Raw genomic sequence first — 24,365 nt, 5'->3', positions numbered from 1 at the left:
CTAGAGCATCTCCAGGTTGCTGCGCAGCTCGAAGGGGGTCACCTGGTCGCGGTACTGGTGCCATTCCCGGCGCTTGTTGCTCAGCACGTGATTGAAGACCTGCTCGCCGAGCGTCTCTGCGACGAGCTCGGACTCCTCCATGTACTGCACGGCGTGGTCGAGGCTCGCGGGCAGCTGGTTGTAGCCGAGCGCTCGGCGCTCGGTGTCGGTGAGGCTCCAGACGTTGTCCTCGGCCTCCGGCGGCAGCTCATAGCCCTCCTCGATGCCCTTGAGACCGGCTGCCAGCATGAGCGAGAAGGCCAGGTAGGGGTTCGCGGCCGAGTCGATCGCCCGGTACTCGACACGCGAGCTCTGGCCCTTGTTGGGCTTGTAGAGCGGAACGCGCACGAGCGCCGAGCGGTTGTTGTGGCCCCAGCAGACGAAGCTCGGGGCCTCGTCGCCGCCCCACAGCCGCTTGTACGAGTTGACGAACTGGTTCGTCACGGCGGTGATCTCGGGCGCGTGGTGCAGCAGGCCGGCGATGAAGTTGCGGCCGATCTTGGAGAGCTGGTACTGGGCCCCGGCCTCGTAGAAGGCGTTCGTGTCGCCCTCGAAGAGCGACATGTGGGTGTGCATTCCCGAGCCCGGATGACCTGACATCGGCTTGGGCATGAACGTCGCGTAGACGCCCTGTTCGATGGCGACCTCTTTGATGACCGTGCGGAAGGTCATGATGTTGTCGGCCGTCGTCAGCGCGTCGGCGTAGCGGAGGTCGATCTCGTTCTGGCCGGGGCCGGCCTCGTGGTGGCTGAACTCCACCGAGATGCCGAGGTCTTCGAGCATCCGCACGGAACGCCGGCGGAAGTCGTGGGCGGTGCCGCCGGGGACGTTGTCGAAGTAACCGGCCGAGTCGACGGGCTCCGGGCCGTTGGCGCCGAACTGCGACGACTTGAGCAGGTAGAACTCGATCTCGGGGTGCGTGTAGAAGGTGAAGCCGAGGTCGGCGGCCTTCTCGAGCGTGCGCTTGAGCACGTTGCGCGGATCGGCGACGGCGGGCTGGCCGTCGGGCGTCGTGATGTCGCAGAACATCCGCGCCGTGGGGTCGACCTCGCCACGCCAGGGCAGGATCTGGAAGGTCGTGGGATCGGGGTGCGCCAGGAGGTCTGACTCGAAGGAGCGGGTGAGCCCCTCGATGGCCGAGCCGTCGAAGCCCAAGCCCTCGGCGAAGGCCCCTTCGACCTCTGCGGGGGCGATGGCCACCGATTTCAGGGTGCCGATGACGTCGGTGAACCAGAGTCGAACGAATTTGATCCCGCGCTCTTCGATAGTGCGAAGAACGAAGTCACGTTGCTTGTCCATTCGGGCCCTTTCGTGTTCTCATCTAAGGCTAGTGGCTCGGGCTGGGTCTGTGCGCGACCCGCCGGATTCGCAGGCGCCGTGATCGCCGAGACGTAGACTGACCACATGTCGGAGCAGTCAGCGGAAGCCCAGTCCCCCCTCGAGTCGACGCCCGGATCGGCTCCCTCGTCGCCCCCCTCGTCTGCCCTGTCTCCCGTCATCAAACGCGTGCGCACACGCCATTTCCAGAACGCCAAAGACCAGGGCATCACGATCACGGGGCTCACGAGCTACGACCAGCTGACGGCGCAGATCTTCGACGAGGCCGGGATCGACTTCCTGCTCGTCGGCGACTCCGCGGGCAACAACGTGCTCGGCTTCGACACGACCCTTCCGGTCACGGTCGACGAGCTCATCCCGCTCGCCCGCGCCGTCGCCGGAGCCGTCAAACGGGCCTTCGTCATCGCCGACATGCCTTTCGGCTCCTACGAGAACGGTCCGGAGGACGCCCTGCACACGGCGGTGCGCTTTATGAAGGAGACCGGCGCGCACGCGGTCAAGCTCGAAGGCGGTGAGCGCAGCCGCAAGCAGATCAAGCGCATCGTCGACGCCGGCATCCCCGTGATGGCCCACATCGGCTTCACCCCGCAGAGCGAGCACGGCCTCGGCGGTCACATCATCCAGGGCCGCGGCGCGGGCGCCGAGCAGCTGCTCGCCGACGCCCACGCGGTCGAGGATGCCGGGGCCTTCGCCGTGGTGCTCGAGATGGTTCCCGCCGCCGCGGCCGCCCGGGTCACCGCCGAGCTGCGGATCCCCACGATCGGCGTGGGCGCGGGGCCCGAGGTCGACGGCCAGCTTCTCGTCTGGACCGACTGGGCGGGCCTCACGACCGGCCGCATCCCGAGCTTCGTGAAGAGGTACGCCGATCTGCGCGGCGTGCTCTCGGAGGCGGCGCAGCGCTACCGCGACGACGTGACCGCGGGCCGCTATCCCACCCAGGAGCACAGCTACGAGGAGTAGCGGCTCCCCACTCGTCGCCCGCACCGCCCGCACCGCGGCATCCATGCCACTCGCAGCATCCATGCCACCCCGCAGCATCCATGCCGCCCCGCGCACGACGTCCCGCCGGCCCACGAACTCTCGTGGGCCGGCGGGACTCTCGCGAACCGGACGGACGCCGGAGGATCAGCCCAAGGCGGTCAGCGTCAGGGTCGCCTGGTAGGTGCCGTCGGCGACCTCGAGCGGGATCTTCAGGTCCAGCCGCGCCCCGAGGGTCGCCGAGCCTCGCGCGTGACCGCGTGCGGCCGAGCCGAGGGTCGACGACGCCGACAGGCCGTCGCCCGAGTCGAAGCCCGACGCCACAGCGGCACCGGCGACGGCGTCGCCGCCCTCCTCCAGCACACGCGGCGTCCAGCCGAGGTACTTGCCCGCAAAGGTCCTGCCCCTCGAGGTGAAGTCACCCACCTGGGCCGACAGCGACCACGGCGGAGCGTCCGCACGCGTGTCCGTCACGCGGACCGGGTTGATCGCACCCGTCACGGCGAAGTGATCGCCGGCCTGCCCGGCCGCGCCCAGATCCACCGGGTCGTTGCCGCCGCCGCTGCCGCCGCCGATGTTCCAGACGAACTCGCCCGTGACGGGCTCGGGGACCGTCACCTGGACCTCCTGGCCGTCCGAGGACTCCGAGGGCACGACCTCGACGGTGCGCTGCGCCGTCGCGACGTTTCCGGCCGCGTCGCTCACGCGGTACTCCAGCGGGTAGCTGCCCACCACGGAGGTGTCGACCGCGCCCGTCACGACGACGGCCGCGGTCAGGTCGCCGTCGACGGCGTCGAGCGCGGTGACGCCGGCCGTCGGGTCGAACTCGGTTCCGCGGAGGACCGTGTCCCCCGCCCGCAGGGTGATGACGGGGGCGACGGTGTCGGGTGCCAAGAACTCGAGTCCGTCGTAGGCCGTGCGCAGATCGGTGTATGCCGTCTGGTAGGCCTCGTAGGACGAGCCCGTGGCCAACGCCTTCGCCTGGGCCACCGCGGAGGCCAGGAGAGCATGGCTCTCCGGGGTGACCTGCGCGGGGTCGAGAGCATCGGAGAGGGCGACGAGGTCGCCGAGCTGGCGGATGACCTTCCACTCGAGCTGCCCGGCCGCGAGCGTGAGCTCGCGCAGGGCCGCCGCGAGCTCGGGCGCGGTCACCCCGGCGTCGTCGGCGACGGCGCGAGCGTTCTCGAGCGCACGGGTGAAGGTGCGGAAGTCGACCGCGAGGTAGCGGTCCTCCTCGGCGCTCAACGGCTCGTACCGCTCGATCGCCGTGCGCAGCGGCGACACGTCGACCCCGTAGCCGAAGTCGAACCAGTCGATGTTCGCCACGAAGGGGTGGTCGGCATCGGGCTCGGTGCGCAGCACGAGGAAGATCGTGTGCGCTCCGGTGATCCCCGACGGCAGGTGGAAGGTCGTCGTGTTGATCGTGTTCCACGCGGTGCCGGTCACCGGCAGCGGAACCGTCGTGAACGGCGCGCCGTCACGCGAGTCGAGGTGCACCTCGACCCGCGAGTTCGCACCGGCGCGCGAGGAGTTGTTCGCGTAGCGCACGGTCACCGAGGTGGCCGTCTCATCGCCGAAATCGATGCCGTCGTAGCGCAGCCAGTCGTTGTCGTGCGTGCCCTTGAGGTTCGTGTACACCACTCCCGCGGAGTCCGTGTTGTTCTCGATGCCCAGCTCGCCGCCGCTGTTGGCTGCGAAACGCTCGGCCTCGAGGTGGTAGGAGGTCGTGGCGTCCCTCGGTGTCTGGGCGAACTGCATCCAGCCGATGTTGGCGACGTAGGGGTGACCGCCGTCGGCCTTCGAGGCGATGAAGACGAAGTAGACGTCTTTCTTGCCGACGAAAACGCTCGGGTCGACATCCGCCGTGAGCGTGCGGTAGGTGCCCCATCCCGTTCCCGTGTACGTGAGCGGCACGGTCGCGACGAGCGGGCCGCTCGTGCTGCCGAAGTGCACCTCGACCGAGGTGCTCGCGGTCGTGCGGTCGGAGGGCTTGTCGTAGTTGACCTGGAGCTTGTCGACGCCCTTGGTGCCGAAGTCGTACGCGACGTAGGACGCCCACTCGTTGTGGTTGACGTTCTGGAAGGTCTCGCTCGACTTGTCGATGCCGGCGTGCAGCGCGGTCGCATTGCGCGTCGTGAGCCTGTCGAACGTCACGGGCGCGTCGGGGTCGTCGGAGGCGGGCGCGAACTGGAAGTAGTCGAGGTTCGCGATCCAGGGCAGCGTGCCCGTGATGCTCCCCCGGAACACGAAGTACACGTCCTCGCCGCCGGCGAACGCCGAGGGGTCGACGGCCTGGGTGACGACCGAGTAGTTGTTCCAGTCCGGGCTGTTGCGGGGCAGCTTGACCGTCGCGGCGATCGGGCCGTCCGGCGCGCCGAGACGCACCTCCACCGCGGAGTCCTCCGGGCAGCGCGTCGAGTTCGTCACGTAGCGGATGCTGATCGATCCCGGTGCGCCACCGCCCGCGGCGAAGTCCATACCCGAGTACGCGACCCAGGAGCCGGGCTTCACGCCGCCGATGTTGATGGCCTCGTTGCCGAGCTCGCCGCCCGACCAGGAGTCGGAGCGCTCCGCCTCGAGCCGCCGGTAGCCGCCCTCGCCGAGCTCGAGCGCGTCGAGCGCCGAGTTGATCGTGAAGTAGGCCTGCTGCAGAGCCGTGTCGGATGCCGCCGGTGCGTCGAGCAGAGCCCGCGCCTTCGCGAGCGCCGTGGTGAGCGCTCCGAAGGTCTGCGAGGAGTAGCTGCCCTGCCGCACGAGGTGCGCCTCGTCGTAGAGCGCCGACAGCTTCTCGTGCCAGTCCGTTCCGATGCCGACCGTGAGGGGGTGCAGCGTGCTGAGCCCGTCGCCGTCGATCTCGCGGGCGCGGACTCCGCCGGCAAGGGCCGAGTCCTCGAACCCGATCGTGAAGGTGCCGGCCTCGACGGCCTGGAGGGTGCCGCTCACCGCGAGGGCGAGGGTCGTGGCATCCTGCCGCACGAGCGTGGCCGACAGACCGGCGGGAAGACCGTCGACCCGGGCCGTGCCCGCTGCGATCAAGTCGCCGGATGCCTCGGCGAACGTCGCGCCGCCCTGGAGTGTGAGCGACACCGCGCCGTCCACCGCACCGGTCTCGTCGGCGGTCACGCCCGGGGCGCCGGCGACGAGCGTGTAGCCCGTGTAGGCCACGTCGAGGTCGATCGTCTGGGCGGCGCCGTTCACCGGGGTGGCAAAGGCGGAGGCGCCCAGTGTCACCGCCAGGTCGTCGACGTCGTCCGAGGGGAGGTGCAGGCGCGCCGAGCCCGAGAGCGAGAGCTCGAGGGAGGTGTCGGAGCGCTTGATCGCGTGGAGCGCGAGGCCGTCCGGCACGTTCGCCGCGGTCACGGCGCTGCCCGCCAGATCGTCTCCCACGGCGCCGGCGAAGATCGTGCCCGTGGCGGTGAGCGTGATCGTGCTGCCGATCGTTCCGTCGTTCGCCGTCGCCTCGCTGAAGACCTTCGACGACGACGCGATCGGGTTCGTGTGGGTCTTGTCGTAGACGGAGCTGTCGACGTGGTCGCTCATCGTGTAGGCCATGGGGCCGTCAGCAGCCCACTCGGAGGCCGTGTCGCCCATCTGGAAGGTGACGTCGCCGCCGTCGAGGATCTCGTCGTAGCTGATCCAGGTGCGGTTCAGGCTTCGGCCGTTGAGCGTCGCCGACTGGATGTAGAACCGGTCGGGCGAGACGTCGTCGGCGTTGATCGAGAAGGTCTTGCCGTTGTGGCCGTCGATCGTCACGTGCTCGAAGAACGGCGAGCCGATCTGATACGAGTCGCTTCCGGCCGTGACCGGGAAGAGGCCCATGGCGGCCGCGACGAAGGTCGCCGACATGGTCCCCGCATCGTTGTCCATCGTCGGCAGGAAGCCGTCGGAGTCGAGCTCGTAGACCTTGTCCTTGATCGGCGGGCGGAACTCGCCGCCGCTCGAGGGCGCCTCGCCCGTGGAGCCCGTCGCGATGTAGCGGTTCCAGGTCGGCTTCGTGTAGATGCTCCGCGCCCAGTACTGCGTGTGGCTGGGCTGCCCCACGAAGTTGAAGAGGTAGGGCGCCTGCAGGTCGATCTCGTTGGCGTTCGAGTGCAGCATGCGCGAGCCGTCATCCGGTGCCTGCTCGCCGAAGAGGAAGCTGACCGCCGAGCGGGCCTTGTCCTGGCCGCCCATCAGGTCGATCATGCCGCCCATGTCGTTGGCCGCGTACCAGTTGTACTGCCAGAGCGTGCCCTGGTAGAGGTTGGCCGCCTCGAACTGCTCGGGGTTGGCGTTGCCCCAGTTGCCGTTGTCGTCCCGGATGCCGATGAGGCCGACCTTCCCGCCGGCCGGGTTGGTCCAGCCGTCCGTGTTGAAGAGGTTCGTGTAGTTGGTCGCGCGCTGGAGGTAGAAGGCCTTGTCGTCGGCCTTGCCGAGCGCGTCGGCGATGATCGACATCGACCAGTCGTCGTAGGCCGTGCCGAGGGTGTCGTCGACGTCGTTGCTGAGGTAGCCGCGCTGGGTGTTCGCGGCGTTGTACCCGGTTCCCACCTGCCTCTTGAGCCCGTCGAAGGCCAGGTCGAGGCCTGCGAGGTCGACGCCCTTCGACACGGCGTCGGCGATCACGACGGAGGCGCGCTCGAAACGGGTGGTGGGCACGGACTGCGCGAGTGCCGAGAGGGAGCCCGCACTCGTGTTCGCGAGCTCGGCGAAGAGGTCGACGAGCGACTGCGTGACGTCGCGGTACACCTCGGGGTAGGCCAGCGCGAGGATCGAGTACTTGCGGAAGTCGTCCCACAGGTACCACGAGTCGTAGTGGGTGTAGCCGTCGGCCTGGTAGATCACGCCGTCGACTCCGCGGTAGCTGCCGGTGGTGCTCGTCGCGTTCATGGGCATGCCGAAGAGGCGGTACAGGTGGGTGTAGAAGAGCTTCTTCAGGGTGCCGTCGGGGTCGCTCGTGATGCTGCTGTCGACCGCGACGGTCGAGAGGACGTCGTTCCACTGGGCCTTCGTGTCGGCACGCACCTGCTCGAAGTCGCGGTCGCCGATCTCGTTGCCCATGTCGGTCCTGGCCTGCTCGACGCTGATCGGCGAGAGGGTCGTCGTGAGCCCGACGGTGGATGCCGCGGCCACATCGACGTCGATGATCGCCCCGATATCGGCCCCCTGGCGGTGAGCGGCGTCGGAGAGCACGCCGTCGGCTCCCCAGCTGCGCACGCCCGTCACGGGACCCGTGGTCTCCGCGTAGTAGTACAGGCGGTAGCCGCTGCTGCCGAAGGCGCCCACGACGTAGCCCGAGAGGCTCGCGCGGCCGTCGTCGAGGATGTCGACGTCGAGGCTCGCGTCGACGCGGCCCGCGAAGTTGTTGCGCAGGTCGAGCACGAGCGAGGCGGCTCCCGCGTTCGGGAAGGTGTAGCGCTGGAGGGCCGTGCGCACGTCGGCCGTCATCTGCGCCTCGATGGGCGCACTGCCGGGGGTGTTGGAGACGGCGCCATCCGTGCCCTGCGTCGTCGTGAGGGCCACGCGGTAGTAGCCGGGGCTCGCCTCCTCGTCGTCGTGCGAGTAGTTCTTGGCGTAGGAACCGGTCGTCGGACGGGTCGTGTACTTCACATAGGTGGGCACCGTGAGCAGGTCGCCGCCCGAGCCGGAGCCGCCCGCGCCGTCCTGGTTGGTGAGGGTGAAGCCCGCGATCTGGTCTTCCGCGTAGTCGTAGCCGCTGTGCGAACGGCCCGGCGTGGTCATCGGGTTGAGCTTCGCGAGGCCGTGCGGCGCCACTGCGGCCGGCATGTCCTGGCCGAAGTCGTCCTCGGTCGAGACGAAGGGATCGACGTACTGGGTGAAGTCGGCTCCGCTCGCCGAGGCGCCGCCCTGCTCGGCGACGGCCGCGCCGACCGCGCCGATACCCGGCACGAGGCCGGCCGCGACGACGACGGCGACGGCCGCGATCGGCAGTGCGCGCCCGGGCGAGCTGCTCATACGCTGCCACAGGCCGCTGAGCCCGCGCCGGGGCCCAGGCTGCGGGGCGGCGGAGACGTCACGATCGGATACACGTTTCACGGAGCCATCCATCTTCTGGCACGCCCGCGCCGACGATGGCGGAGGGGTGCGCACGATTCTGCGATCACAAGACCGGCCGCGACGCAGAGGATCCACGACGGCAGTAGAGAAGGTGACAGTGGAAGATGGACCGCGCGCTACGCGAACGTTTCCTAGAAGAGAACAAGCCGCCGGAGACGAGGACAGGGCGAGGACACGAGGAAACGGGCAGCCGGACCCACGTGGAGTGGATCCGACTGCCCGTCGGATTTACGCGCCCGTCACCGGGCTGGGGATCAGCCCAGCGCGGTCAGGGTGAGCGTGGCCTGATAGGTGCCGTCGGCGACCTCGAGCGGGAACCGCAGGTCCAGATCGGCACCCAGGATCGCAGAGCCCAGAGCGTGACCGCTCCCGGCCGAACCCAGAGTCGACGACGCCGACAGGCCATCACCCGACTCGAAGCCCGACGCCACGGCGACACCCGCTGCCGCACCGCCACCGGCCTCGAGCAGACGCGGCGTCCAGCCCAGGTACTTGCCCGAGAAGGTGTCGCCGCCACTGGTGAAGTCGCCCACCTGGGCCGAGATCGACCACTGCGGAGCAGCCACACGCGTATCCGTCACACGAACCGCGTTGATCGCACCGGCAGCGGCGAAGTGATCGCCGCCCTGCACAGCCGTGCCCAGATCGACGAGACCGTTGCCACCGTCGATGTTCCACACGAACTCACCGGAACCGGCCTCAGGAATCGTCACCTGCAGCTGCTCGTCGGCACGACCCGGCTCCGGCGGCACCACGAGCCCGAGCGACTCATAAGCCGTGCGGAGCTCGCCGTAGACCTCCTGGTACTCCTCGTACGAGGCATCCTCGGTCAAGGCCTTCGCCCGAGCCGTCGCAGCAGCGAGCGGCGCATAGCTCTCCGGGGTGTACAGCGCGGGGTCGACGGCCTCGGCCTGAGGGATCAGCTCGCCCAGCTGACGGACGACCTTCCACTCCAGCTGGCCCGCCGAGAGGTTCAGCGTGCGCAGGGCCTCCGCGAGCTCATCCCGGGTGATGTTCTCCTGCTCGGCCAGCGCCTCCGCGCTCTCGAAGGCGGCGCGGAAGGTGCGGAAGTCGACCGCGAGGTAGCGGCCCTCCTCGTCCATCAGCGGAGCGTACTTCTCGATCGCGGCGCGCAACGGCGACGCGTCGACTCCATAGCCGAAGTCGAACCAGTCGATGTTCGCCACGTAGGGGTGGTCGGCGTTGGGCTCGGTGCGCAGCACGAGGAAGATCGTGTGTGCGCCCGTGATCCCCGACGGCAGGTCGACGGTCGTCGTGTTGATGGCGCTCCACGCGTTGCCGGTCACCGGCAGCGGAACCGTCGTGAACGGCGCGCCGTCACGCGAGTCGAGGTAGACCTCGACCCGCGAGTTGGCGCCACAGCGCGAGGAGTTGTTCACGTAGCGCACGGTGACCGAGGTCGCCGTCTGCTCGCCGAAGTCGACCCCGTCGTAGCGCAGCCAGTCGTTGTTGTGCGTGCCCTTCAGGTTCGTATAGCCCACTCCGGAGGGATCGGTGTTGTTCTCCACGCCCAGGTCGCCGCCGCTCGAGGCCGCGAAGCTCTCGGCCTCCAGATGGAACGACGTCGGCGCCTCCGGACCCGTGTGCACGAACTGCATCCACGGGATGTTGGCGATGTAGGGGTTGCGGCCGCCCGCGTCCGGTGTCGGGATCGTGAACACGAAGTACACGTCCTTCACCCCGACGAAGACCGTCGGGTCGACGTCGATCGTGGCGGTGCGGTAGCTGCCCCAGTTGTCGCCCGTGTGGCCTTCGAGCGCGACGGTCGCGACGGCAGGCGAGTCGATGCTGCCGAAGTGGACCTCGACAGCAGTGCTCTCCGGTGTGCCGTTGACGGGCTTGTCGTAGTTCACGAGCAGCTTGTCGACGCCCTCGTCACCGAAGTCGTAGTCGCGGTAACGCGCCCACTCGGCGTTGTTGACGTTCTGGAACATCTCGAGCGAGCGGTCGATGCCGGGGTGCAGCTCGGTCGCGTTGCGCGTCGTGAGCCTGTCGAAGGTGTCCGGCGCGGTGTTCGCGCCGACGAACTGGAAGTAGTCCAGGTTCGCAACCCACGGCAGGTTTCCCGTCACGGTTCCGCGGAACACGAAGAACACACTCGACGCATCCGCGAGGACCGTGGGATCCGTGAAGGTGTACGTGGCCGTCGTGTAGTTGTTCCAGTCCGGCGAGTTGTTCGGCAGCGGAACGGTTCCGGCGAGCGGGCCGTCGGGCGCGTCGACGTGGATCTCCACAGCGGAGTCCGCGGGGGTGCGCGTCGCGTTGGCCACGTAACGGATGTCGATCCTGGCCGGTGCGCCGGCGGAGAAGTCCATCCCCTTGTACTCGACCCAGGAGTCGGGCTTGACACCGCCGAGGTTGATCGCCTCGTTCTTGAGCTCGCCGCCCGACCATGCGTCGGACCGTTCGCCCTCGAGACGGCGGAAGCCGCCCTCGCCCAGCTCGAGCGCGTCCACGGCCGACTGCACCGTGAAGTACGCCTGCTGCAGGGCGACGTCGGACGCCGCGGGGTTGTCGAGTGCGGCCTTGGCCTTCTCGAGCGCCGAGGTCAGCACCGCGAAGCTCTGCGGCGAGTAGTTGCCCTGCTGCACGAGGTGCACGTCGGCGTAGAGCGCCGCGAGCTTGTCGCGCCAGTCCGATCCGACCGAGATCGTGAGCGGATGCAGCGCGCTCAGCCCGTCACCGGTGATCTCCGACGCCGTGACACCGCCGGCGAGGGCCGCGTCGTCGAACCCGATCGTGAAGGTGCCGGCCTCGACGGCCTGGAGGGTGCCGCTCACCGCGAGGGCGAGGGTCGTGGCATCCTGCCGCACGAGCGTGGCCGACAGACCGGCGGGAAGCCCGTCGACCCGGGCCGTGCCCGCTGCGATCAAGTCGCCGGATGCCTCGGCGAACGTCGCGCCGCCCTGCACCGTCAGCGATACGGTGCCCGTCACGGCGCCCGACTCGTCGGCGGTGACGCCGGCCTTGTCGGCGACGAGCGAGTAGCCGCTGTACGCGACCTTGAGGTCGATCGTCTGAGCTGCGCCGTTCACCGCGGTGGCGAACGCCGAGCCCGCGAGGGTCACGGCCAGGTCGTCGATGTCGTCGGAGGGGAGGTGGATGCGCGCCGAGCCCGAGAGCGAGAGCTCGAGGGAGGTGTCGGAGCGCTTGATCGCGTGGAGCGCGAGGCCGTCCGGCACATTCACCGCGGTCACCGCAGAACCCGCGAGATCGTCGCCGACCGCACCGGCGAAGGTCGTGCCCGTCGCGGACAGCGTGATCGTGTTGCCGATCGTTCCGTCGTTCGCGGTGGCCTCGGCGAAGACCTTCGACGACGAGCTCACCGGGTTGGTGCGCGCGCGGTCGTACACCGCGCTGTCGACGTGGTCGCTCATCGTGTAGGCCATGGGGCCGTCAGCAGCCCACTCGGAGGCCGTGTCGCCCATCTGGAACGTGACGTCGCCGCCGGCCATGATCTCGTCGTTCGTGATCCACGTGCGGTCGAGGCTCGCGCCGTTGAGGGTCGCCGACTGGATGTAGAACCGGTCGGGCGAGACGTCGTCGGCGTTGATCGAGAAGGTCTTGCCGTTGTGGCCGTCGATCGTCACGTGCTCGAAGAACGGCGAGCCGATCTGGTACGAGTCCGAGCCCGCGGTCGCCGGGAACAGTCCCATCGCCGCGGCGACGAACGTCGCCGACATCATGCCGGTGTCGTTGTCCATGGACGGCAGGAAGCCGTCGGAGTCGAGTTCGAAGACCTTGTCCTTGATCGGCGGGCGGAACTCGCCGCCGCTCGTCGGAGCCTGTCCGACGCTGCCGGTGGCGATGTAGCGGTTCCAGGTCGGCTTCGTGTAGATGCTGCGCGCCCAGTACTGCGTGTGGCTGGGCTGCCCCACGAAGTTGAAGAGGTAGGGCGCCTGCAGGTCGATCTCGTTGGCGTTCGAGTGCAGCATGCGCGAGCCGTCATCCGGAGCCTGCTCACCGAACATGTAGTCGACAGCGGACTGCGCGTTCTCCTGGCCGCCCATGAGGTCGATCATGCCGCCCATGTCGTTCGCGACGTACCAGTTGTACTGCCAGAGCGTGCCCTGGTAGAGGTTGGCCGCCTCGAACTGCTCGGGGTTGACGTTGTTCCACCAGTTGCCGTTGCCGTCCTTCGGGTACATCATGCCGACCTTGACCCCGTCGAGGTTGGTCCAGGCATCCTTGTTGAAGACGTTCGTGTAGTTGGTGGCGCGGTTCAGGTAGAAGGCCTTGTCGTCCGCGTCGCCCAGCGCGTCGGCGATGACCGACATCGCCCAGTCGTCGTAGGCCGTGCCGAGGGTGTCGCCGACCTGGTCGGCGATGTAGCCGCGCACGGTGTTGGCCGGGTTGTAGCCGCCGCCGACGTGCTTCTTGAGACCCGCGAACGCGAGGTCGAGACCCTTGAGGTCGACGCCCTTCGAGACGGCGTCGGCGACCACGACGGACGCCCGCTCGTACCGCACCGAGGGAACGGACTGCTCGAGCGCCGTGATCGAGCCCGCGCTCGTGTTGGCGAACTCCGCGAAGAGGTCGACGAGCGACTGGGTCACGTCGTGGTAGACGTCGGGGAAGGCGATCGCGAGGATCGACTGCTTGCGGAAGTCGTCCCACAGGCCCCAGCCGTCGTAGTGGGTGTAGCCGTCGGCCTGGTAGATCACGCCGTCGGCTCCGCGGTAGGTGCCGGTGGTGCTCGTCGCGTTCACGGGCGAGCTGAACAGGCGGTAGAGGTGCGTGTAGAAGAGCTGCTTGAGCGTTCCGTCCGGGTCGCTCGTGACGCTGCTGTCGACCGCGACCGTGCCGAGGACCTGGTTCCAGGCCGCCGCGGTGTCGTCGCGCACGGCGTCGAAGCCGCGGTCGCCGATCTCGTTGGCCATGTCGGTCTTCGCCTGCGCGGTGCTGATCGGCGAGAGCGTGGTCTTGAGCTCCACGATGTCGCCGGCCGTGACGTCGACGTCGATGATCGCGCCGATGTCGGTGCCGTGCTGCGAGGTCGCAGCGCCGAGCACGCCGTCGTTGCCCCAGGTGCGCACGCCCTTCACGGGCTCCGTCGTCTCCGCGTAGTAGTAGAGACGGTAGTTGGCGCCGTTGAAGGTGCCGGCCACGAAACCGGAGAAGCTCGCGCGGCCGTCGTCGAGCACGGTCGTGTCGAGGCCCGCGTCGAGGCGCCCCGTGTAGTTGTTGCGCAGGTCGAGCACGAGCGAGGCGGGGCCCGCGTTCGGGAAGGTGTAGCGCTGGAAGGCGGTGCGCACGTCGGCCGTCATCTCGGCCTCGATGGGCGCGCTGCCCGGGGTGTTGGAGACGCTGCCGTCGGTGCCCTGCGTGGTGCCGAGCGCGACGCGGTAGTAACCGGGCGTCGCATCCTCGTCGTCGTGGGAGTAGTTCTTGGCGTAGGAGCTCGTGGCCGGCCGCCCCGTGTACTGCACGTATGTCGGAACGGTCAGGAGGTCGCCGCCGGCGCCGGAGCCGCCGACGCCGTCGAGGTTCGTCGCGGTGAAGCCGGCGATCTGGTCCTCGGCGTAGTTGTAGCCGCTGTGCGAACGGCCCGGGGTGGTCATCGGGTTGAGCTTGGCGAGGCCGTGCGGCGCCATTGCGCCCGGCATGTCCTGGCCGTAGTCGTCCTCGGTCGAGACGAAGGGGTCGACGAACTGCGTGTAGTCGTTCGCGCCGGGGGCTCCGAGCGCCTCCGCGGCAGCCGTTCCGACGGCTGCCACTCCCGGCACGAGCCCTGCCGCCACGAGGGCGACGGCGACCGCGATGGGCACGGCCCGCCGAGGCGAGCCGCTGATGCGCGACCAGGCACGGCGGAATCCGTGCTGGGACGGTCCGTGCTGCGACGCAGCCGGATCAGGTGTGTGTTCCACGTAATATCCATCTCCCGCACGTCAGCGCCGGTCAAGGCGGAGGAGGAACGTGCGTCCGATACTGCGGTCACAAGACCGGCCGCCGCTTAAACGATCGCGGACGGCATCTGTGAATTTCGCAGCGGAAGATGGATCGAAGCTGACCAGGAGGCTACCTAGACACCAACAACGGATAACCCCCGAAACGGGGGCGGGTCAGGCCGGCTCAGCGGTTGTCGGCGGCGTCTTCCTCGGCCCACTTGGCGCTGTTCGCGCGGAGCACCTCGAGAGCGTGCGACGCCTCCTCGGCTGTCGCGAACGGGCCGACGCGATCGACGGACGGCGATTGGAAGCCGTGCTCGACCTCTCCGGTCTTCATGTTGTACCAGTACTGGTTCTCGACGTCTTCGGCCATGCTGCGATTCTATCGGGATGACGGGTTACCGTCATCCGGGGGCGAGTCGCGATAGTTTTAGGCCATGAGCGATACTTCGACGACGACGTCTATCGGCACGACCACCGGCACTGCCATCGGCATCGACATCGGCGGCACCGGGATCAAGGGCGCGATCGTCGATCTCGAGACCGGCTCGCTCCTGAGCGACCGCGTCAAACTCCCCACCCCCGAGGGCGGCAAGCCCGACGACATCGTCATGACCGTCGAGGAGATCATCAACCGGCTGCCGGACGCCCCCGCCGAGGCTCCTCTGGGCGTCTGCTTCCCCGCCGTGATCCTGGGCGGCAAGACCATGTCGGCCGCGAACGTGTCGAAGAAGTGGATCGGCCTCGCCGCCGAAGACCTCTTCGAGAGCGGGCTCGGCCGCCCCATCACCTTCGTCAACGACGCGGATGCCGCCGGCTTCGCCGAGGTGCGTTACGGCGCGGCGAAGGGGCAGAAGGGTCTCGTCATCATGACGACGCTCGGCACCGGCATCGGCACGGCGCTCATCTACAACGGCGTGCTCATCCCCAACGCGGAGCTCGGCCACATCGAGGTCGACGGCGGCGACTACGAGAAGAAGGCCTCCTACTCGGCGAAGGAGCGCGACGACCTCGACTGGAAGGACTGGGGCAAGCGCCTGACCAAGTACTACGGCCAGCTCGAGGCGCTGCTGTGGCCCGACCTCTTCATCGTGGGGGGCGGGGTCTCGAAGAGCTACGAGGACTTCCTGCCGCTCATCGACATCCGCACGCCGCTCGTCCCGGCGACGCTGCGCAACAACGCGGGCATCATGGGCGCCGCCGGCTTCGCCGCGGAGGCGAACCGCTAGAACCCCCGCAGGAACCCCCGCGACAGCCCCCGCGAGAACCCCCTCCACAAGCTTCTCGTTAGCATCGCCCGGCCGGGCGTTAGCGTTCCGTAAGGATCCTCCCGTCGGCGCGCCCGCGGGTGTTGAGTCTCTCCAGTGACCTCGCGTCACCCTCGTGCGGCATGCCCGCCGCACGACATCCCGCAGGGATGGGTCTGCTGCAGATGGAGATTCTCGTGCTCGACATTGTCTATGTCCTCGGCGTCGTGGTGCTAGTCGCACTCGTCGCCCTCATCGCGCGGGGGGTCGAGAAGCTGTGATCGTCTTCACCATCCTCAGCGCGGCTCTCGCCGTCGCCGGCCTCGCGTACCTCGTCTACGCCCTGCTGAGGCCGGAGCGGTTCTGATGGAGTTCTGGCCTTTCATCGCTCAGCTCGTCACGCTGATCGCGCTTCTCGCCGTGGTCTACCGGCCGCTCGGCGACTACATGGCGACCGTCTACACGACCCGCAGGAACTACTGGTTCGAGCGCGGCGTCTACCGCGTCATCGGCGTCGACCCCCGGTCCGAGCAGACCTGGCCGGTGTACTTCCGCAGTGTGCTCGCGTTCTCGGCGGTCGGCATCCTCATCGTCTACCTCGTGCAGAGGCTGCAGACGGTACTGCCCTACTCGCTCGGGCTCCCGGCCGTGGGCGAGCACCTGTCGTTCAACACGGCGATCTCCTTCGTCACGAACACGAACTGGCAGTCGTACTCCCCCGACGTCACGATGGGCTACACGGTGCAGATCGCGGGCCTCGCCGTGCAGAACTTCGTCTCGGCCGGCGTCGGCATCGCCGTGGCCGTCGCACTCGTGCGCGGCTTCGCCCTGCGCCGCACAGGAAACCTCGGCAACTTCTGGGTCGACCTCGTGCGCGGAACCTTCCGCATCCTGCTGCCGCTGTCGATCGTCTTCGCGATCGCGCTCATCGCGGGCGGCGTCATCCAGAACGTCAACGGGTTCACGGATGTCACGACCCTCTCGGGCGCGGCGCAGTCGATCCCCGGCGGCCCGGTCGCCTCGCAGGAAGCCATCAAGGAGCTCGGCACGAACGGCGGCGGCTTCTACAACGTCAACTCTGCCCACCCCTTCGAGAACCCGACGGGCTGGACGAACATGATCGAGATCTTCCTCATGCTCGTCATCCCCTTCGCCCTCACCCGCACCTTCGGCACGATGGTCGGCGACAAGCGCCAGGGCTATGCGATCCTCGCCGCGATGGGGATCCTCTTCGCGGCCTCGCTCGCGATCATGACCGCGGTCGAGTTCGCCGGCAACGGCTCCGCCTCGATGGCCGCGGGCGGTGCGATGGAGGGCAAGGAGACGCGCTTCGGCATCGCCGGCTCGACGCTCTTCGACACGACGAGCACGATCACCTCGACCGGCGCCGTCAACTCGATGCTCGACAGCTACACCTCTCTCGGCGGCGGCATGGCGATGATCAACATGATGCTCGGCGAGGTCGCCCCCGGCGGTGTCGGCGCGGGCCTCTACGGCATGCTCATGCTCGCCGTCATCGCGGTGTTCATCGCGGGCCTGATGGTCGGGCGCACGCCTGAGTACCTGGGCAAGAAGATCGGAGCCCGCGAGGTCAAGCTCGCGAGCCTCTACATCCTCGTGACCCCCACGCTCGTGCTCGCGGGAACGGCTCTCAGCTTCGCGATCCCCGCGGTGCGCGACGACGTCGAGGGGACATCGATCTGGAACCCGGGGCTGCACGGCTTCTCGGAGGTGCTGTACGCCTTCACCTCGGCCGCGAACAACAACGGCTCGGCGTTCGCCGGCATCACCGCGAACACCCCGTGGCTCAACACGGCGCTCGGCGTCGCGATGCTCCTCGGGCGTTTCGTCCCGATCCTCTTCGTGCTCGCACTCGCCGGGTCGCTCGCCGCCCAGGACAGGGTGCCGGCGACCGCGGGCACCCTGCCGACCCACAAGCCGCAATTCGTCGGACTGCTCGTCGGAACGGTCCTTCTCGTCTCGGCTCTCACGTATTTCCCCGTTCTCGCGCTGGGTCCCCTGGCGGAAGGGCTGTTGTAAACCATGTCCACTCTCACTCATCCCGGCTCGTCCGGCTCATCGTCCGACCGCACCTCGTCCAACGGGCCGTCGGCCTCGGCCCGGAGCCCGCGCGGCCGCAAGGCCCCGGGTGGCGCGTTCTCGTTCAAACAGGTCGTCAACGGCCTGCCGGGCGCGTTCCGCAAGCTCGACCCGCGCGTCATGTGGCACAACCCCGTTATGTTCATCGTGGAGGTCGGGGCCGTCCTGACCACCCTGCTCGCGATCGCCGAGCCGTTCCTCGACGCCGCTGCGGCCGGTGGAGGCGCGAGCGGTGAGGGCGAGACCGCGCCGTCCTTCACCGGGGGCATCGCGATCTGGCTGTGGCTCACGGTGGTCTTCGCGAACCTCGCGGAGTCGGTCGCCGAAGGCCGGGGCAAGGCCCAGGCCCAGAGCCTGCGCCAGACCCGCACGAGCACCATGGCCAACCGCATCGACGGCTATGACGAGACGAAGGATGCCGCGGCTCAGACCGTCGGCTTCACCCCCGTCGCCTCGGCCGAGCTGCGCCTCGGCGACGTCGTCGTGGTGGCCGCGGGAGACCTCATCCCCGGCGACGGCGACATCGTCTGGGGCATCGCCTCGGTCGACGAGTCGGCCATCACGGGCGAGTCGGCTCCCGTCATCCGCGAATCGGGCGGCGACCGCAGCGCGGTGACGGGCGGCACGCGAGTGCTCTCCGACCGCATCGTCGTGCGCATCACGAGCAAGCCGGGCGAGACCTTCGTCGACCGGATGATCCGTCTCGTCGAAGGCGCCTCGCGTCAGAAGACGCCCAACGAGATCGCGCTCAACATCCTGCTCGCAAGCCTCTCGATCGTCTTCCTCGTGGTCGTGCTCACGCTCGACCCGATGGCGTCGTACTCGAACGCCGCGCCGAGCCTCACGGTGCTCATCGCCCTGCTCGTCTGCCTCATCCCGACGACGATCGGCGCGCTGCTCTCGGCGATCGGCATCGCCGGCATGGACCGCCTCGTGCAGCACAACGTGCTCGCGATGTCGGGCCGCGCCGTCGAGGCGGCCGGCGACGTCACGACCCTGCTGCTCGACAAGACCGGCACGATCACCTACGGAAACCGGCAGGCGACCGAGTTCCTGCCCCTCACGGGCGTCGCGTCCCGCGCCCTCATCGAGGCCGCCCGCGACTCCTCGCTGAGCGACCCGACCCCGGAGGGCACGTCGGTCGTCGAGCTGGCCCGCGGCCTCGGCCACGATCCCTCGGGCGAGATGACGGGCGAGATGACCGGCGAGATCGTGCCCTTCACGGCGCAGACCCGCATGAGCGGCGTCGACTACCCCGACGGCCGGCAGATCCGCAAGGGCGCCGGCTCCATGGTGCTCGCCTGGGTCGATGAGACGAACCAGCTCAGCGCTGCGGCGCCGCTCACCGAGGCCACCAGGCGCGAGCTCGGGGCGCAGGTCACGGCCATCTCCGAGATCGGCGGCACGCCACTCGTGGTCGCCGAGCGTTCGGCGACGGGCGAAGGGCGTGTGCTCGGCGTCATCCATCTCAAGGACGTCGTCAAGAAGGGCCTCGCCGATCGGTTCGCCGATCTGCGCACGATGGGCATCCGCACGGTCATGGTCACAGGCGACAACCCGCTCACGGCGAAGGCCATCGCGGCCGAGGCCGGTGTCGACGACTACCTCGCCGAGGCCACACCCGAAGACAAGCTCGCCTACATCCGCAAGGAGCAGGAGGGCGGCAACCTCGTCGCGATGACCGGCGATGGCACCAACGACGCGCCCGCACTCGCGCAGGCCGACGTCGGCGTCGCGATGAACACGGGAACCTCAGCGGCCAAGGAGGCCGGCAACATGGTCGACCTCGACTCCGACCCGACCAAGCTCATCGACATCGTCGGCATCGGAAAGCAGCTGCTCATCACGCGCGGCTCGCTCACGACGTTCTCGATCGCCAACGACATCGCCAAGTACTTCGCGATCATCCCCGCGATGTTCGCCGGTGTGCTGCCGGGCCTCGAGGCGCTCAACCTCATGCAGCTGCACTCGCCGTCCTCGGCGATCCTGTCGGCCGTCATCTTCAACGCGCTCATCATCATCGTGCTCATCCCGCTCGCCCTGCGCGGTGTGCGGTACCGCGCCGCCTCGGCGTCGTCGATCCTCGGCCGCAACCTGCTGGTCTACGGTCTCGGCGGCATCATCGCGCCGTTCATCGGAATCAAGCTCATCGACCTCGTCGTGTCCTTGATCCCCGGCTTCTAGAAACGGATACTCACATGACTAAAATTCGCGGCACCTCCAGGCAGTACTGGGTCGCGGTCAGGGCGATGCTCGTGATGACCGTCGTCCTCGGCATCCTCTACCCCCTCCTCGTGACGGGGGTCGGCCAGCTCGCCTTCAACGCGCAGGCGAACGGCACCATCAGGCAGGTCGACGGCGAGCCCGTCGGATCCGCGCTCATCGGCCAGGGCTTCGTGGATGAGGACGAGCTCGCCCTCCCGGAGTGGTTCCAGTCGCGGCCGTCGGCGGCCGGAGCCGGCTGGGACGGCGCCGCGTCGAGCGGCAGCAACTACGGCCCCGAGAACCCCGACCTGCTCGACGCGATCGCGGCCCGCCAGCAGGCGATCAGCGAGCTCGACGGCGTGTCGGTCGACCAGATCCCGGCCGACGCCGTCACCGCCTCCGGCTCGGGCCTCGACCCGCACATCAGCCCCGACTACGCGCGGCTGCAGGTCCCGCGCGTCGCAGAGGCCCGAGGGCTCGAGGAATCCGCCGTCGCGGAGCTCGTCGAGTCTAGGATTCAGTCAGGCGACCTCGGGTACCTCGGCGACCCGACGGTCAACGTGCTCGACCTGAACATCGCCCTTCAGCAGATGGACCCCGATGGAAGCAACTGATGAGTAGAGGACGCCTCCGCGTTCTCCTGGGAGCAGCACCGGGTGTCGGCAAGACCTACACCATGCTCGAGGAGGGCCATCGCCTCCTCGCGGCCGGCAAGGACGTGGTCGTCGCGATCGTGGAGACCCACGGTCGCGCGGCCACGTCCGCCATTCTCGACGGCTTCGAGGTCGTGCCCCGCACGCTCGTGGAGCACCGGGGCGTCGAGCTCACCGAGATGGATCTCGACGGGGTCCTCGCCCGCAAGCCGGCCTACGCCCTCGTCGACGAGCTCGCGCACACCAACGCCCCCGGCTCGCGCAACGCCAAACGGTGGCAAGACGTCGACGAGCTGCTGGATGCCGGCATCAACGTCTACTCGACCGTCAACATCCAGCACATCGAGTCGCTCAACGACGTCGTGCAGCAGATCACGGGTGTGCCCCAGCGCGAGACGATCCCCGACGCCGTGCTGCGCGGCGCCGACCAGATCGAGGTCGTCGACCTCGCGCCGCAGGCCCTGCGCGACCGGCTCACCGAAGGTCACGTCTACCCCTCCGTGCGGGTGGATGCCGCTCTCTCCAACTACTTCCGGCTCGGCAACCTCACGGCACTGCGCGAGCTCGCACTGCTCTGGCTCGCCGATGAGGTCGACAGCTCGCTCAAGCGCTACCGGGCCGAGCACGGCATCGAGAGCAAATGGGAGGCGCGCGAGCGCGTCGTCGTCGCCCTGACCGGCGGCGTCGAGGGCGAGACGCTGCTGCGCCGCGGCGCGCGCATCGCCGCCCGTTCCGCCGGCGGCGAGCTCATGGCCGTGCACGTGACCAGCCAAGACGGGCTGCGGGAGCCGAATCCCGCCGCCCTCGCGGCGCAGCGGAGCCTCGTCGAGACGCTCGGCGGCTCGTACCACCAGGTCGTCGGCAGCGACATCCCGCGTGCGCTCGTCGACTTCGCGCGCGCCGGCAACGCTACACAGCTCGTGATCGGCGTCAGCCGCCGCAGCCGGCTCTCCGCGCTGCTCACCGGCCCGGGCATCGGCGCGACCGTCATCCGCGAGTCCGGCGACATCGACGTGCACATCGTCTCGCACTCGCAGGCGGGCGGGCGCTTCGCACTCCCCCGGTACACGGGCGGGCTCACCGCCCGTCGACGCATCTACGGCTTCGTGCTCGCCCTTCTCGGCGGGCCGTTGCTCACCTGGCTGCTCGCGAGCTTCCGCAGCGACGAGTCGATCACGAGCGACGTGCTCAGCTTCCAGCTGCTCGTCGTCGTCGTCGCCCTCGTGGGAGGCATCTGGCCCGCCGTCTTCGCGGCCGTGCTCTCGGGGCTCACCCTCGACTTCTTCTTCGTCGATCCCCTGTACACGGTCACGATCAACGACCCCCTGCACCTTCTCGCGCTCGTCATCTACATCCTCATCGCGATCCTCGTGAGCGTCGTCGTCGACCAGGCCGCCCGGCGCTCACGTGCGGCCATCCGCTCGGCGGCCGAGTCGGAGATGCTCGCGATGGTCGCCGGCGGCGTCATCCGCGGACAGGACGCCCTGCAGGCCCTCGTCACCCGCACGCGCGAGGCCTTCGGGCTCGCGGGGGTGCGGCTGCTGCGCGACGACGTCGTGCTCTACGCCGACGGCGAGCCGACCGACGGCGAGCCGACCCTGATCACGGTCAACTCGACGGCGCGGCTCGAGCTCTCCGGGCGCGACCTCGCCGCCGCCGACCGTCGCCTGCTCTCGGTCATCGTCAGCCAGATCGCCGCATCGCTCGAGCGCGGCGACCTCGCCGCCACCGCGGAGGAGATCGGCCCCCTCGCCGAGGCCGACCGGGTGCGCAGCGCGCTGCTCGCCGCGGTCGGGCACGATCTTCGGCGCCCGCTCGCCTCGGCCACGGCGGCCATCACGAGCCTGCGGGCGACGGATGTCACGTGGTCCGACGACGACCGCGAGGCCCTCCTGCAGACCGCCGAGGAGTCCCTCAGCTCCCTCGCCGAGCTCGTCACCAACCTCCTCGACGTCACGCGGCTGCAGGCCGGCGCCCTCGCGGTGACCCTCGCGCCGACGGAGGTCGACGACATCCTGCCCGGTGTGCTCGACGAGCTCGAGGCCTCCCCCGGCGAGATCGGCATCGACGTGCCGAGCGAGCTGCACCCCGTGCTCGCCGACAGCGTCCTGCTGCAGCGGGCGCTCGTGAACCTGCTGGCCAATGCGCTGCGTTTCTCGCCGGAGGGCGTGCCGCCCGTTGTCAGCGCGAGCGAGTTCGGTGAGACTGTCGAGGTGCGCGTCGTCGATCGCGGCCCCGGCATCCCGCCGGAGCGCCAGACCGACGTCTTCGTGCCGTTCCAACGGCTCGGCGACACCGACAACACAACAGGGGTCGGCCTGGGACTCGCGCTGTCGAAGGGGTTCGTCGAGGGCATGGGCGGCTCGCTCGAGGTCGAGGACACCCCCGGCGGCGGGCTCACCATGGTGATCTCGCTGCCCATCGCGACCCCGTCTAGCCCGGCCAGCCCGCCCGCCGCGTCCAGCCCGCCTACTCCGTCCAGCCCGCGCGCCGCATCCAGCCCATCCACCTCGCACACCCCGTCCACCGCAGACCCCGAGAACCCCGGACAGGCATGACGATGAAGATCCTGGTCGCCGACGACGATCCGCAGATCCTGCGCGCCCTCAAGATCATGCTGACCGCGCGCGGCTACGAGCTCCTGACCGCGCGAGACGGCGCGGAGGCGCTCAACGAGGCGATCACGCACCATCCCGACCTGGTGATGCTCGACCTCGGGATGCCGCAGCTGAACGGCATCGAGGTCATCGAGAGTCTGCGGGGCTGGTCGAGTGTGCCGATCCTCGTGATCTCAGGCCGCACCGACTCGGGAGACAAGGTCGACGCCCTGGATGCCGGAGCCGACGACTACGTGACGAAGCCCTTCGCCGCCGACGAGCTCCTCGCCCGCATCCGCGCTCTGACCCGTCGCACGCCGGCCGCGACGGATGAGCCGATCGTGCGTCTGGGCGCGATCACGATCGACCGCTCGGCACGGCAGGTGACCCGCAGCGAGGGCGACGGCACCGTCAACGTACGGCTCACCCCGACCGAGTGGCGCATGCTCGACGTGCTGCTGCGCAGCCCCCGGCGGCTGGTGACCCGGCAGAGCCTGCTGACCGAGGTGTGGGGCCCGCAGTACACGAACGACACGGGCTATCTGCGGCTCTACCTCGCCCAGCTGCGCAAGAAGCTCGAGCCGGAGCCCGGTCATCCGCGGTACTTCCTGACCGAGGCGGGCATGGGCTATCGCTTCGTGCCCGATGACGACGACGCGGCCACGGCCGCGGAGACGCCCGCGACCTGAGCTCTCGGGTGTCGCTGAGAGAATGGGTGTCGCTGAGGGAATGGGCCGGCTGATACGCCGGGTTCTGTTCGCACGATGTCAGACATCGCACTGGACGGCCATCTATCTCGGGACTACGTTGCCGCAGCCCTCTAGCGGTCTACCCGGGAACTCGGCGAGCAGCCTTGGCGTTCCCTGTCTGACCTTGCTCCGGGCGAGGTTTACCGAGCCGGCCGGGTCGCCCCGGTCGCTGGTGGTCTCTTACACCACCGTTTCACCCTTACCCGTCGCACGCGACGGGCGGTCTGTTTTCTGTGGCACTGTCTCGCGGGTTGCCCCGGGTGGGTGTTACCCACCGCCCTGCTCTGTGGAGCCCGGACGTTCCTCGGCGCCGGCACTCCAGGAGTGCTGACGACGCGGCCGTCTTGCCGACCCATTCACCAGGAGTCTACCCGGGGCGTGCGATGCTCCCCGCTCCCGGTATCAGTCCGATCGATCTGCGCGAGTGTCTGGAGCCTGGGTACCTCGTTGTCCATCCGGATGCGTCATCCGTTAGCGTGGATATGCTCGAGAA

The 24,365-nt window shown here is 68.9% G+C and carries 13 protein-coding genes and 1 other RNA gene; 9 read left to right on the top strand and 5 right to left on the bottom strand.

Annotation, left to right across the window (positions count from 1 at the left end; translation table 11 throughout):
- Entirely contained in the window at positions 1-1,338 is a 1,338-nt protein-coding gene (gene glnA, locus CLV54_RS15755; protein WP_100345961.1) for a type I glutamate--ammonia ligase, read from the bottom strand.
- Between the two features lie 105 nt (positions 1,339-1,443).
- Here glnA and panB point away from each other — a divergent pair, with 105 nt between their 5' ends.
- Positions 1,444-2,337 (top strand): 3-methyl-2-oxobutanoate hydroxymethyltransferase, encoded by an 894-nt coding sequence (panB, locus tag CLV54_RS15750; RefSeq protein WP_100345960.1) that lies wholly within the window; start codon positions 1,444-1,446, stop codon positions 2,335-2,337.
- 165 nt (positions 2,338-2,502) lie between these two features.
- Here the strand turns inward: panB and CLV54_RS15745 are convergent, their stop codons facing one another.
- From CLV54_RS15745 to CLV54_RS15735, 3 genes are all read right to left on the bottom strand, one after another.
- The gene (locus CLV54_RS15745; RefSeq protein ID WP_157803027.1) at positions 2,503-8,391 is read right to left on the bottom strand and encodes a glycoside hydrolase domain-containing protein; all 5,889 of its coding nucleotides are present in this window, start codon (positions 8,389-8,391) and stop codon (positions 2,503-2,505) included.
- A gap of 275 nt (positions 8,392-8,666) precedes the next feature.
- The gene (locus CLV54_RS15740; protein ID WP_157803026.1) at positions 8,667-14,300 is read right to left on the bottom strand and encodes a glycoside hydrolase domain-containing protein; all 5,634 of its coding nucleotides are present in this window, start codon (positions 14,298-14,300) and stop codon (positions 8,667-8,669) included.
- Between the two features lie 205 nt (positions 14,301-14,505).
- Positions 14,506-14,694, bottom strand: coding sequence for a hypothetical protein (locus tag CLV54_RS15735; RefSeq protein ID WP_100345957.1), 189 nt, complete (start codon positions 14,692-14,694; stop codon positions 14,506-14,508).
- Between the two features lie 64 nt (positions 14,695-14,758).
- On the opposite strand from CLV54_RS15735, the gene ppgK reads away from it, so the two are divergent.
- The 8 genes from ppgK to CLV54_RS15695 all read left to right on the top strand — a co-directional run bounded on the left by ppgK (position 14,759) and on the right by CLV54_RS15695 (position 23,812).
- Positions 14,759-15,550: a polyphosphate--glucose phosphotransferase gene (ppgK, locus tag CLV54_RS15730; protein ID WP_100345956.1), complete on the top strand. Its 792-nt coding sequence runs from the start codon at positions 14,759-14,761 to the stop codon at positions 15,548-15,550.
- A 161-nt stretch (positions 15,551-15,711) separates the two neighbouring features.
- Complete coding sequence (locus CLV54_RS17745; RefSeq protein WP_170062017.1) at positions 15,712-15,849, top strand: hypothetical protein; 138 nt, start codon at positions 15,712-15,714, stop codon at positions 15,847-15,849.
- Positions 15,846-15,935 (top strand): K(+)-transporting ATPase subunit F, encoded by a 90-nt coding sequence (kdpF, locus tag CLV54_RS15720; protein ID WP_100345954.1) that lies wholly within the window; start codon positions 15,846-15,848, stop codon positions 15,933-15,935. Before CLV54_RS17745 ends, kdpF begins: the two co-directional genes overlap by 4 nt.
- Positions 15,935-17,608 (top strand): potassium-transporting ATPase subunit KdpA, encoded by a 1,674-nt coding sequence (kdpA, locus tag CLV54_RS15715; RefSeq protein WP_100345953.1) that lies wholly within the window; start codon positions 15,935-15,937, stop codon positions 17,606-17,608. The genes kdpF and kdpA overlap by 1 nt, the downstream gene beginning before the upstream one ends.
- Before the next feature lie 3 nt (positions 17,609-17,611).
- On the top strand, positions 17,612-19,852 hold the full coding sequence (gene kdpB / locus CLV54_RS15710; protein WP_100345952.1) for a potassium-transporting ATPase subunit KdpB: 2,241 nt from the start codon (positions 17,612-17,614) through the stop codon (positions 19,850-19,852).
- 14 nt (positions 19,853-19,866) lie between these two features.
- Positions 19,867-20,487 carry a potassium-transporting ATPase subunit KdpC gene (kdpC, locus tag CLV54_RS15705; protein WP_100345951.1) on the top strand — a complete coding sequence of 207 codons (621 nt, stop codon included), beginning with the start codon at positions 19,867-19,869 and terminating at the stop codon, positions 20,485-20,487.
- Positions 20,487-23,084, top strand: a complete 2,598-nt coding sequence (locus tag CLV54_RS15700) for a DUF4118 domain-containing protein (RefSeq protein WP_100345950.1) — start codon at positions 20,487-20,489, stop codon at positions 23,082-23,084. The genes kdpC and CLV54_RS15700 overlap by 1 nt, the downstream gene beginning before the upstream one ends.
- A 2-nt stretch (positions 23,085-23,086) precedes the next feature.
- Positions 23,087-23,812, top strand: coding sequence for a response regulator (locus tag CLV54_RS15695; RefSeq protein ID WP_100346057.1), 726 nt, complete (start codon positions 23,087-23,089; stop codon positions 23,810-23,812).
- Positions 23,813-23,849: 37 nt separating this feature from the next.
- On the opposite strand, the gene rnpB is transcribed toward CLV54_RS15695, so the two are convergent.
- An RNA gene (rnpB, locus tag CLV54_RS15690) (RNase P RNA component class A) lies at positions 23,850-24,227 on the bottom strand.
- Positions 24,228-24,365: the final 138 nt, after the last annotated feature.

This window comes from Compostimonas suwonensis (assembly GCF_002797855.1).
In the GTDB taxonomy this organism is placed as follows: domain Bacteria; phylum Actinomycetota; class Actinomycetes; order Actinomycetales; family Microbacteriaceae; genus Compostimonas; species Compostimonas suwonensis.
This window is presented reverse-complemented; position numbering and strand designations above follow the sequence as displayed.